Source organism: Pumilibacter intestinalis (genome assembly GCF_943193005.1).
Lineage (GTDB): Bacteria > Bacillota > Clostridia > Christensenellales > Pumilibacteraceae > Pumilibacter > Pumilibacter intestinalis.
Map to the genome: position 1 here is coordinate 56,837 of NZ_CALPCH010000011.1, position 12,656 is coordinate 69,492.

The window sequence follows — 12,656 nt, forward strand, 5'->3', positions numbered from 1 at the left end:
AACGCTTGACGGGGGGGGGTAGTATTCGAGTATACTTTATTTGTAATCTTATAAATAAAGGGAGGATGAAATGCTCGAAGCAAGGCACTTACGAAAGACGTATAAAACAAAGCGCGGAACGGAAACCAAAGCTCTCGACGACGTTTCGGTTACGTTTGCCGAGAAAGGAATGGTTTTTATTCTCGGTAAGTCGGGAAGCGGCAAGAGCACGTTGTTGAACGTGTGCGGCGGACTCGACACCATGGACGGCGGCGAAATTCTCATAAAAGGGAAATCGAGCGCGGATAAGGGCGATTTCGACTTTGACAGCTACCGCAACACCTTTGTGGGCTTTGTTTTTCAGGAATACAACATACTCGAAGAATTCACGGTAGAGGAAAACGTGGCTCTCGCGCTCGAGCTTCAGCACCGCAAGCGCGACCCCGAGGTAATCGAGAAGATACTCGACGACGTGGAGATGAAAGAGTATGCCCGCCGCAAGCCCAACACGCTCTCTGGCGGTCAAAAACAGCGCGTTGCCATAGCCCGCGCGCTCGTGAAAAATCCCGAGATAATAATGGCGGACGAGCCGACGGGCGCGCTCGACTCGAACACGGGCAGGCAGGTTTTCGACACGCTCAAAAAGCTGTCGGAAAACAAGCTCGTGCTCGTAGTGTCGCACGACCGCGAGTTTGCCGAGCAGTACGGCGACCGCATAATAGAGCTTAAAGACGGCAAGATAATTTCGGATATGACCCGCTGTGCCGACGAGCAGGCGGACGGGAAAAACGTGCGTTTCGTGGGCACGGACACCGTTTGCGTGCAGTCGGGCGCAACGCTCACGGACGAAGAATTTGCGAGCATAAAAGAATTTTTAAGCAAAAACAAGGGCGGCGCGGTAATCACCTCGTCGCGCGAAAAGGTGGACAACATTACGCGCGACCTTCGCGGCGGCGAGTTCGGCGAAACCCAATGTCAGCCCGAGGTGCGCGAGTATTCGGCGAACGAAAAGAAGATGATACGTTCGCGGCTTCCCGTTCGCCACGCGGTCAAAATGGGCGCGAGCAGTCTCAAAAGCAAGCCCGTGCGTTTGGCGTTTACCATACTGCTTTCGGTTATGGCGTTTATGCTGTTCGGCGTGTTTTCCACAATGATACTTTACGATAACACCGAGGTTTCCATTAGTTCGTTGCGCGACTCCGATTACGATTACATCGCGCTTTCTAAGGGGTATCATTTCCGCAACGATATAGTGGAAAACGGAGAGGTGCAATATTCTTCCGAGGGAGTTAAGACCACCGAGTACACTCTCGACGAGGTGAAAAAACTGCGCGAGAAATATCCCGACTCGGTTGCTTCCGTTGCGTGCAACGGCTACAGAATAAATCTCGAACTTTCCTCGTTTGCCTCGCAATATTACAGCTCGGAGATAAGCGGAGCGGTTTGGTTGCCGTCCTCCGCCGAGCCGCTTGCGGGCAGGCTCGAGCTTGGCGACAACGAGTGCGCGATATCCGACTTTGTGTTCGAAAGTCTGCGCGCGGGCAATTTCGAATCCATGGACGGCGAAGGCTATTACGAGCTTAGCGAGTCTTACGAGAGCGCGATTGGCAAAAAGCTGTATTTCAACGAAAAAACGTATACCATAGCGGGCGTGTTCAAAGGCTCGTCAACCTTAAAAGACTACGAGGCTCTCGCAAAAGCCGCCAAAGACAACAGGCAACACGACGACCTCGAGCAAGCGTATAATTGGATGAACGAGCGAAGAGCCTTGCTGTATGCTTGCATTGCCTTAAACGGCGAACAATTTGCGGAGTTCGGCGAAAACGCCGGCAGAGAAAACTCGGATATTTACGAATATTTCGATTACAACGAAAACAGCGTGGAACTCGTTTACGATTTCGATGGGCGAAACAACACCGTAGGTCGGTATTCGAGCTTAAACCGCATAGCGAAATATTCGAGCTCCGCGCCAATTGCGTTATACGGAACGGACGGCGAAAAACTTGCGGCGTTGCCCGAAAACGGCATAGGCATAAGTTCGGGCGATTATTTCGAGACGATGTACAATTATTTTAACGAGTACGTGAATTTGCATCAAGGCGAAGAGTGTTTCGACGAATATTATTATGCCGAAGACGGCGTAATGCCGCTGTGCGAAAAAATATACAAAGCCGCCCAAAAAGCGGACAAACAAATGATATTCCAAACGCTTGCGGAGTTGAACGCGTTCGTTAAAAAACATTCGCTGTCTATGCCCGAAATAAGGGCGATAAGCCAAAGCGATTACTCGGAAAGAGATGTTACGATTGCGGGCATATTCATGTTCTCGGACGGGTTCGAGGGCTTTTATGCCTCCGACTCGCTTTACGAGGATTTGTTCGTGCGCCCGCTCAACATTTGGCAGGATAAAATCGTAACCGAATACGTTAAGCCCGAAGGAGCGTTCGTTTCGGCGATAATGGTGCCGTACGCCGACAAGTCGGACGCGTACACCCGCGAACTCGTGGAGCTTACCGAGAAGCGCGAGGCGGACGACTCCACAACGGTGATAACAAACGCGCTGATGCAGGAAATCACCATGATTAACTATATGGTGGAGAGCATGAGCACTGTGTTTATGTGGATTGGTATCGTGCTTGCGGCGTTTGCGCTATTGCTCATGTTTAACTTTATATCGGCTTCTATCACGGCTAAGAAAAAGGAGATAGGAATACTGCGGGCAATAGGTTCGCGCACGCTCGACGTGTTCAAGATATTCCTTGCCGAAGCTCTCATAATCGCGGCTGTGGCTTTCGTGCTTGCCTCGGCGGCGAGTTTCGGAGTCTGCGCTCTGTTAAACTGGGTGCTCACCGACAACGTGGCTATGATATCCACCAACCTGTTGCTGTTCGGTCCGCTCTCGGTGCTGTGCATACTCGGCATTACGCTCGTTACCGCGTTTGTGGCAACGGTAATACCCGTTGCGCTCTATTCGCGCAAACCGCCCGTTGCGAGCATACGCGCGTTATAAAACCATTATGATAATAAAAGAGCGTCGGTTGGGTTCGACGCTCTTTTGTATTATTTGTGTTTGCGGTTTAATAGACGGTCTATGAGATAGAAACCGTATTCGATTGAATTGCCCGTTTGGGCGGCGGTTTTTTCGGTGAACGTGTTCACGCCTTTGTGCTCGCGGTTTGACTCGTAGAGCAGATAGGGGACGGGTTCGCCCGTGTGCGTTTTGAGAGTGTAGGGCGTGGCGTGGTCGGGAAGGATTAGAATTTTGAAATCGTCGCCGCAGTTGCGCAAGTGTTCGTATACGGGTTTTACTATGAATTTGTCGATAAGTTCTATCGCGAGAATTTTGCCCGCTTTGTCGCCTTGGTGTCCGCATTCGTCGGGAGCTTCGAGGTGCACGTATACGTAGTCGTGCGTTTTGAGGGCGTTTACGGCGGCTTGAGCCTTTCCCGCAAAATCGGTGTGAATTGTGCCCGTGGCGTTTTCAACGTCTATGCTGTGCATGCCCGCGCCTATCGCTATGCCCTTTATGAGGTCTACCGCCGATATTACCGCGCCTAATAAGCCCGTGAACGACTTGAAATTCGCGAGCTTGGGTTTTGTGCCCTCGCCCCAAAGCCATATGGAGTTTGCGGGATTTTTGCCGCTTGCGATGCGCTTGAGATTTACGGGGTGATTTTTGAGCAGTTCATGGCTCTTTTTCATTATGCCGAGCAGTTGCGCGGCATACATTCCGTGCGGCAGGTGGTCGGCTATTTTGCGGTCGGAAATATCGTGCGGGGGAGTGAGTATCGCGCCCGTAACGCCCGATTTGCGCTTTAAGCAATGGCGGTACGACACGCCCGAAAACAGTTCGAGCTCGTCGCTTGAGAGGTTTTCGCTCAAATAGTTTATTAGCTCGCGAGCTTCTTCGGTGCTGATTTCGCCCGCCGAATAGTCGAGCATGGTTTTGTCTTCGTAGGCTTCTTCGTCCGAGAGCGTTACGAGATTACAGCGGTAGGTAACCGAGTCGTCGTCTAAATCTATGCCTATGCTGAGAGCCTCGAGCGGCGACCTGCCCGTGTAACATTCGCGCGGGTCGTAGCCCATTACGGAGAGATTTGCCACGTCGGAGCCCGGCTTTAAGCCTTCGGGCACGGTGCACACAAGACCTACTTCGGCGTGCGCCGCAAGCGAGTCTACGGTGGGTTTGCAGGCAAGACTCATGGGCGTTTCGCCGTTGCGGTCGGGGTAGTCCGCCATGCCGTCGAACAATATTACTGCGTATTTCATGATTTTTTTCCTTTCTGATGTATGGGATTGCCACGGGCATAAATGCCCTCGCAATGACGGGGAGAGAAACGGTATCGCTATTCCACGGGCATAAATGCCCTCGCAATGACGGGGAGAGAAACGGTATCGCTATTCCACGGTGACGGATTTTGCGAGGTTGCGGGGCTTGTCGATATCGCCGCCGCGAGCCGCCGCCACGTAGTAAGCAAATAATTGCAACGCCGCCGCGGTGAACAACGGCGTGAGCGCGGGGTGGGTTTGGGGCAGAGTTATCATATCGTCGCATTCGGCTTTTATGGAGTCGGGCGAGTCGGTCACGCCTATCACCGCCGCGCCGCGCGAGCGCACCTCTTTAATATTGGAAAGCGTTTTTTCGCGCAGGGCGGGTTCGGCGGCTATGCCGAGCACGAGCGAGTTTTTTTCTATCAAAGATATTGTGCCGTGTTTGAGTTCGCCCGCGGCGTATGCTTCCGCGTGAATATACGATATTTCTTTGAGTTTGAGCGCGCCCTCGAGAGCCGCCGACCAGTCCGCTCCGCGCCCTATAAAGTAGGCGTCTTGCGCGGGATAGTATTTGCCCGCAAGGTACTGCGCCTGCGGATTGATTTCGTCTATAAACGCGCCGAGTTTTTCGGGCACGCGCTTGAGTTCTGATAGCAGTGACGAGTATTCGTCGGCGGATACCGTGCCGCGGTCGTGCGCGAGTTTAAGCCCCAAAAGATACAGTACGGCAACTTGCGTGGTGTAGCCCTTTGTGGTTGCCACGGCTATCTCGGGACCTGCGCGGGTGTAGAGCACGTCGTCGGCTTCGCGGGCAATGGAGGAATCCACCACGTTTACCACCGCAAGCACTCGGCTCCCGCGGCGTTTGGCTTCGCGCAGGGCGGCGAGCGAGTCGGCGGTTTCGCCCGACTGACTTATTATTACGGTTAGACAGTCGCTCCCGAGCAGTGGATTGCGGTAGCGAAATTCGCTCGCGAGGTCGGTTTCCACCTCCAATCGCGCGAGCTTTTCTATAAAGTATTTGCCCACCGCGCCCGCGTGATACGCGCTTCCGCACGCAACCATGTAAATTTTGCGGATATCGTTGCCGTTCAGTTTCACGCCGTCGAGCTTTATGCCGTCGGGCGTTATGCGGTCGTGCACCGTCTTTTTTATCGCGCCCGGCTGTTCGAAAATTTCTTTGAGCATAAAGTGCGCAAAGCCGTCTTTTTCGGCGGCGTCCGCGCTTAGGTCGGACACGGTGATTTTCTTTTCGACTGTTTCTTTGTTGCGGTTGTATACCGTAACTTTTTCGGGCGTGATTACCGCAACTTCCTTTTCGTCGGGAATAATGAACTTGCGAGTGTAGGGTAGAATGGCGGGTATATCCGAGGCTATGAAATTCTCGCCCTCGCCCAAGCCTATCACGAGCGGCGAGTCCTTTCTCAGAGCGTAAAACGCGCCGCCCTCGCCATCGTGCAAAATGCCGAGCGCGTAAGACCCCTTTATTTTGTTGCGCAGTTTTATTATCGCGTCGAGCATATCGCCGCCGTAATAATATTCGAGCAACATCGATACTATTTCCGTGTCGGTTTCCGAGCGGAATGTGAAGCCGCGCTCGGACAGAAATTCGCGCAGTTCGAGATAGTTCTCTATTATGCCGTTATGCACCACGGCAAACTTTTTGTCGCGGCTGTAGTGGGGGTGCGAGTTTTCGTCGCTCGGTCCGCCGTGCGTTGCCCAACGCGTGTGACCTATGCCCGTTACGCCCTCGGGCTTTGTGCCGTTCGTCAGTTTTTTGAGCTCGAACAGCCGCCCTTTGGATTTGATGATTTCTATGCCGCTATCGTTAGATACCGCTATGCCGCTCGAGTCGTAGCCGCGGTATTCGAGCCGCTCGAGCCCGTCTATGAGTATGGGTGTTGCCTGATTTTTGCCGGTGTATCCTACTATGCCGCACATGTTTCTATTTTTGCTCCTCGGTTTGGTCCGTTTCCGCCGATTGTTCGGGCGATTTGTGAAGAATGATTTTTATTATGAGCGCCGTAACAACTATTACGGCTATTATGCCTATTGCGAGTATTATCCAATCTATGTAATCGGAGAAGAACCAGCACAAAAGGGTGATTATCGCGGTGGCTACGAGGTTGCCCGCCACCACGGCCGCGAGCGCTTTGGGGTATTTTAAGCCCGTTACCGCGGCAACCGCGCTGCCCGTCCACACGCCCGTAAGCGGCAGGGGAATTGCCACGAACGCGAACACGCCGAGCATTTTTTTGAGGTCGGAGGGTTTCGGGCTCTTAGAATGAGATTGCTTCGGCGCTTCGCTTCTCGCAATGACAGGGGAGTCGGTTGTGCCTTCGGTGGATATACTCTGCGCTTTCTTCTCGAATTTTTCGTATATCACTTGCCCGACTTTGCGGAAAATTTTGGTGCGCGAAAGCCACTTTACGAACGGCAACAGCACGGCAATCAGTATGGGAGCCATGAGCGACGAACCTATAAAGGCGTATAAAAGGGCAAACGGCGGCTTTATTCCGTAGCCGAATGCAATGGGTATTGCGCCGCGGGCTTCCACAATGGGGAGCACGGATATAAAAATCGTGACAAGCTCGGGCAGTCGGAACACTTTCAAAAGCGCCTGTGTTATTACGTCGGTAAATCCGCAAATCATAAGTGCTACCATTGTATAATATATGAGGGGATTTGTCAATTTATTTCGGGTATTCCGTCATTGCGAGCGGCGTAGCCGCGTGGCAATCCCCTGCATGGGCGGATAAAGTAACTGTGCTTTTCTATTGCATGGGATTGCTTCGTCGGGCTTTGCCCTCCTCGCAATGACGGGAATGTGCGTAAACGTCATTGCGAGCGGCGTAGCCGCGCGGCAATCCCCTGCATGGGGCGGATAAAGTAACTGTGCTTTTCTGTTGCATGGGATTGCTTCGTCGGGCTTTACCCTCCTCGCAATGACGGGAATGTGCGTAAACGTCATTGCGAGCGGCGTAGCCGCGCGGCAATCCCCTGCATGAGAAAGGGGCGGCGAGATATAAAACACTCAAAAAACGCGAATACTATAAAAAAGATTGACACTGCGGGCAACAAAATAGTATAATTGTTTTAAGTATGAGAAAAGAGTTTACATTCAGGAATTATTTGGTGTATGCGCTGAGATATTGGCTTGTAACGGTGATTTTCGCCGTGGCGGGCTTGGGCGGCGGCATATTGTACGGCATACTCTCGGACGACGTGGAAACCGTAACTTACCGCGGCAATATAGTTATAGGCGGCATCGGCGTATTCGTAGACGATATAAAGGATTTGACCGACAATCCGTCGGCACTCTACGGCACTATCAAAGACGGCGCGTTCGACGTAATGGTAAAGGTTCGCGAAGACATTTACGACGATTTCGAAAAGGAATGGCGCGAGCTTAAGAACAACAAAAAGCTCACTCAGTCCAAGGCACGAGAAAAGTTTTACGAGGCTCTCGGCGTTTGGTCGTCGGGCGACTATTTGTACGTGCAGTTCACTCTCGAGAAAACCGACGATTTAACCAACGAAAGCGCGTTCTCCGAAAAGGTGGTAAGAAATTATATCGACGCTGCTTATGACAAGGCGGTGAAACACGAGCCTATACTCGCTCGCGGCACTAACACGGAGAACAAGATAGCCAAAACCACCGTTAAAGAACTTACGGCTACCGAAGATATGGATACGGGCTTAATCGCAAACGGACTCGTGGGCGCGGCGGTAGGGCTTGTGGCGGGCTTATTGATAATTTTTGCGGTTTATCTTGCCGACAAGCGCATAACCTCTTACGGAGATATAGCGGCTCTCACCGGCGAAAAGCTGTATGAGGTTTCGCGCGGCGCGGTAACCAACAAGGTATGCCCGCGCATAGATTGCGATATGACGGGCGCGAAAAAATTGCTCTTTGCGGGAAGCGAAGACACGAGCAGGCGGCTTGCGGCTTTGTATGCCGAATACGCCAACGCGGCGGGTCTTAACACTCTTAAAATAGATTTTACGCACACGGGAATAAGCGGAAGCAAAGATACGTTTAACGAGTATCTCGAAGGTGCGCCGCTCGAGAATTGCGTGCAAAGTTCTTTCGGGGTAGACGAGCTTGCGGGCGGTCAGTCCTGGGCCAAGGCGTTGAGTTTTACCGAAAAGATGAACGCGCTCTCCGATAAGTACGACCGCATAATAATCTGCGCGGCTTACCGCGGCGACGGCTCTCTCGGCGTGCTTGCGAGAGTGAGCGACAAGACGGCGTTTGCCGTAGACCAAAGCGCGATGCGCGCGCCCGACGTGCTCGGCGCGGCTCTCGAAATGGCTTCGCCCGAAAAGGTTGTGGGCACGGTGATAGAAAACGCCGGCAAGAGTTTTGTGGGAACCAATTCTTATATACGTTACAATATAGAAGAAGAATAACCGCGCGTCGGTATCGGGATAGGATTGAATGGGGCAGAAAAAAGACAAAAGAAAAGACCGGCACTCGTCGCCTAAGCTCAAATCGGTTATAATAGTAGCCGCTTTAGACGTTCTTTTTGCGTTCGGCGCATACTGGGCGGCTCGCGCCATAATGTTTTACAGGCTCGACCCGCCGAGCGGATACGCGAGTTTCGAGTGGATAGCAATGCTCGTTATGGTTATGATAACCGTGGCGATGCTTGTGTTTTTCGACTGCTACAATTCGGTTTGGAAATACGCGGGGCGGGTGGAATTTTTCAAATTCGCGTTTGCCTACTTTGCCTCGTTCGGCATAATAATCATATTCAAAGTTATAATGGGCGTGGCGTTCGATTTCGAGTTGTGGGTGCCGCTCGCTCTGATGTATTTGCTGTTTTCCGCCATATTTTCGGGCGTGACGCGTTTTATCAACGGCATAGTGAATTATGTGACGTACGTTCGCAGGCTCGTGGGGGGCAAGGACAAGCCCGACTCGAACATGAAGCGCACTGTTGTGATAGGCGCGGGATACGTGGGTTCGCTCGTTGTGAACAGGTTTATCAACAATCCGCAAGACGGCTACTTTCCAGTGGCGTTTATAGACGACGACCCCGACAAACAGGGCAAGAAGATATACGGCATAAAAGTGGAGGGCGGCATGGACAATCTCGGCGAGGTTGTGGCGAGATACCGCGCTCAAACCATAGTTATAGCCATAATGACGCTTTCCAAAACCGAACTTAGGAGCATGTTCTCCAAGTGCAAAAAATTCGATATTCCCATTAAGGTTATGCCCGATATCACCAACGCGAGTGACGTGAGCGGCGGCGCGATTTCGCTTCGCGACCTTAAAATAGAGGAACTGCTCGGGCGCGACGAATTCAAGGTGCGCGACGAGCTGATGAACCCCGCCGTTAAAGACAAAGTGGTTATGGTAACGGGCGGCGCGGGAAGCATAGGCAGCGAACTTTGCCGCCAGGCACTCAAATACGGGTGCCGTCATCTCGTTGTGTTCGACATGCACGAAAACGGCATGTTCTTTCTCAACGAAGAATTCAAGAACAAGTACGCCGACAGGTACTCGCTTGTGATAGGAACGGTGCGCGAGCGCGACAAACTGCGCGAAACTTTGGCTGTGTATAAGCCGCAGATTGTGTTTCATGCGGCGGCGTACAAGCACGTGCCCATGATGGAAATAGCTCCCACCGAAGCAATAAAGAACAACGTGTTCGGCACGCTCAACACCATAGAGGAGTGCGAGGCGGCGGGCGTGGAACGCTTTGTGCTCGTTTCCACCGATAAGGCGGTTAATCCCGCCAACGTGATGGGCGCGAGCAAGCGGCTTGCCGAAATGGTTGTGCAGTCGCGCGGCAAGGTGTTTAACATGCAGATGGCGGCGGTGCGTTTCGGCAACGTGCTCGGCTCCAACGGCAGCGTTATACCCATTTTCTTAAAGCAGATAAAAGAGGGCGGACCGATAACCCTTACCGACCGCTATATAAAGAGATATTTCATGACCATACCCGAGGCGGTGCGGCTCGTTATGCAGACGGGCGCGCTCGCCTCGAGCGGAGAGGTGTTCGTGCTCGATATGGGCGAACCCATTTACATCTACGACCTTGCGTGCGACTTAATACGCATAAACGGTCTTATACCCGAGCAGGATATAGCGATAGAGGTTACGGGCTTGCGCCCCGGCGAAAAGCTGTTCGAGGAACTTAGGTACGACAAAGAAACGGTTGACCGCACGCAACACGAGGGCATATTCGTAACCCGTCTTGAAAAGATAGACCTTAATATTTTCAACGGACAGCTTGACGAGCTTAAAGCCGCCGCGTTTGCCGAAGACGAGCGGGGCACGGAGCGCAAGATATTCGAAATAGTTCCGAGCGCGTTCCGCGACAAAGCCGCGGCGGAAATGCTTGCCACTCACAATGCCGAGATAGCCGCGCACGGATGCGGGCGTTCGGTATCGGTAAAGTAAAATGCCCGAATTGTTACTTAAAGGAAAAACAAACGAAGGACTTATTTCGCGGATTAGAAAGAGCGCGTTCGGCAAAGCCGTCGCGCAATTCCTTTATTCGCCCTACTACATATCCGCGATTGCGTTATGCGTGTTTTTGTGCTACGCGCTGAGTTTGGACGCGCTTTCTTACGGCATACTCGCGCTTGCGTGCATAGCTACGTTTTTGCTGTGCGACGAAGCGACGCCTATAATAGTGCCCGTGCTGTTTTCGCCCTTTGTGCCTTCTATGAGCTGGTACAGGAACGGTCAAACATATGACCCGTTGAGCATATGTATGTTTTGCATATACGGGGCGGGGCTGTTTGCCGCCATAATATATCATATGTGCATACGCGGCGGTTTTAAGCGGCTGAGGTACGGCGGCAGATTGGGCGCGGCTACGGTTGCGCTCGGTTTGGGGCTTTTGGTGAGCGGCTTTTTCTCGAGCGGCTACAAAGCGGACTCGCTGTTGCACGCCTTTGTGCAAATCGCGCCGCTGTGCATACTGTTCTTCTTCCTGCGCTCGGTGATAAAGCGCAATAAAAACACGATTACCTATCTTGCCGTTGCCGTAGCCGCGGCGGGAGCGGTGATATGCGCCGACCTCGCGCTTACTTATTTGTTCAACAAGCCGCTCATAGACGGCGGGTTTACCGATAAAGGCGAGATAATAACGGGCTGGGGAATAAGCAACAACGTGGGTGCGGCAATACTGCAAACCGTACCGCTTGTGTTTTATTTGGCTTGCAATGAAGAAAAGCACCCGTGGTTTTACCTGCTTTTTGCCGTGTGTATGGAAATTTGCATTGTGTTTACGTTCAGTCGCGCGGCTCTTTTGTTCAGTGCGCCCGTGGGCGCGGCGTGCGTGATTGCCGCGTGCATAAAGGCGAAAAACCGCAGGCAGATTTGGATAACCGCGGGCGCGGTTTGCGCGGCGGCGTTGCTCGCGTTTGTCTTATTGCACGAGAAGATATTCGGCATGCTCGAATTTTATCTTCAAAACGGGTTTAACGACCGCGGCAGGTTTGAAATTTGGGAACTCGGTTTCGACTTGTTTGCCGATAATCCCATATTCGGAGTGGGGCAACACTTTATAGACCACACTGGCGGAAATACTCACAGCTACTTTTTTCATAACACGCCCATACAGTTTCTTGCCGCGGGCGGACTCGTGGGTATTCTCACTTACGCGTTTTACCGCGTGGAAACGGTGCGGCTTATGCTAAGAAAGCTTACGCTTGCCCGCTTTTTCTTGGGACTTACCGCGGCGGCTATTGTGCTCACCGCGCTTTTGGATACCGGATTTATGCGCTTTTTCTCGCAGGTGTTCACCGTTACCGCTCTTTTGTTTGCCGAGCACGATTTGGATTACGCCGATTGGTTTTACTCCTGCCCGCCGCTCGGCGTTAAACCTTTATATGAAAGGTAGGAAAATAAGCCTTTTGGCGTCAAAAGGCTTGCGAAAACCGCAAAGGGGACGGAGCGATTTCGACGCGCTCCGCCCCTTTTGAAACCCCACCTTCCACGACTTCCCTGCGGGAAGCGATAAAGCTAAATCCGAAAAACCGAAACTGTGTCGTTCGATTCGTCATTGCGAGGAGGGCGTAGCCCGACGCGGCAATCCCTTGCATGGAACAAGTACAAGTATCTGCCGCTTTCTCTCGCATGAGATTGCCGCGCTCGTAAACTTGCTCGCAATGACGGCGTAACGGGCAACAATGTCATTGCGAGGAGGGCGTAGCCCGACGCGGCAATCCCTCACATGGAACAAGTACAAGTATCTGCCGCTTTCTCTCGCATGAGATTGCCGCGCTCGTAAACTCGCTCGCAATGACGGCGTAACGGGCAACGCCGGTAAACTCGCTCGCAATGACGGCGTAACGGGCAACAATGTCATTGCGAGGAGGGCGTAGCCCGACGCGGCAATCCCTTGCATGGAACAAGTACAAGTATCTGCCGCTTTCTCTCG

7 protein-coding genes are annotated in these 12,656 nt (G+C 52.6%); 4 read left to right on the top strand and 3 right to left on the bottom strand.

The features are described from left to right. Nucleotides 1–70: 70 nt before the first annotated feature. The gene (locus NFR55_RS06775; RefSeq protein WP_251547570.1) at nucleotides 71–2,989 is read left to right on the top strand and encodes an ABC transporter ATP-binding protein/permease; all 2,919 of its coding nucleotides are present in this window, start codon (nucleotides 71–73) and stop codon (nucleotides 2,987–2,989) included. Nucleotides 2,990–3,039: 50 nt separating this feature from the next. On the opposite strand, the gene NFR55_RS06780 is transcribed toward NFR55_RS06775, so the two are convergent. The 3 genes from NFR55_RS06780 to NFR55_RS06790 form a co-directional block, all read right to left on the bottom strand. After that, nucleotides 3,040–4,248, bottom strand: a complete 1,209-nt coding sequence (locus NFR55_RS06780; RefSeq protein WP_251547572.1) for a cofactor-independent phosphoglycerate mutase — start codon at nucleotides 4,246–4,248, stop codon at nucleotides 3,040–3,042. Nucleotides 4,249–4,377: 129 nt separating this feature from the next. After that, nucleotides 4,378–6,192, bottom strand: a complete 1,815-nt coding sequence (glmS, locus tag NFR55_RS06785; RefSeq protein WP_251547574.1) for a glutamine--fructose-6-phosphate transaminase (isomerizing) — start codon at nucleotides 6,190–6,192, stop codon at nucleotides 4,378–4,380. Nucleotides 6,193–6,196: 4 nt separating this feature from the next. Continuing rightward, on the bottom strand, nucleotides 6,197–6,916 hold the full coding sequence (locus NFR55_RS06790) for a COG2426 family protein (protein WP_251547576.1): 720 nt from the start codon (nucleotides 6,914–6,916) through the stop codon (nucleotides 6,197–6,199). Nucleotides 6,917–7,353: 437 nt separating this feature from the next. Here NFR55_RS06790 and NFR55_RS06795 point away from each other — a divergent pair, with 437 nt between their 5' ends. From NFR55_RS06795 to NFR55_RS06805, 3 genes are read left to right on the top strand one after another with little or no spacing between them, the layout of a single operon-like run. After that, a complete protein-coding gene (locus NFR55_RS06795; RefSeq protein WP_251547578.1) occupies nucleotides 7,354–8,664 on the top strand; it encodes a hypothetical protein in 1,311 nt (436 codons plus the stop codon). A 28-nt stretch (nucleotides 8,665–8,692) separates the two neighbouring features. Then, nucleotides 8,693–10,666, top strand: a complete 1,974-nt coding sequence (locus NFR55_RS06800; RefSeq protein ID WP_251547580.1) for a polysaccharide biosynthesis protein — start codon at nucleotides 8,693–8,695, stop codon at nucleotides 10,664–10,666. Nucleotide 10,667: 1 nt separating this feature from the next. Further along, nucleotides 10,668–12,116, top strand: a complete 1,449-nt coding sequence (locus tag NFR55_RS06805) for an O-antigen ligase family protein (protein WP_251547582.1) — start codon at nucleotides 10,668–10,670, stop codon at nucleotides 12,114–12,116. The last annotated feature ends 540 nt before the right edge of the window (nucleotides 12,117–12,656 follow it).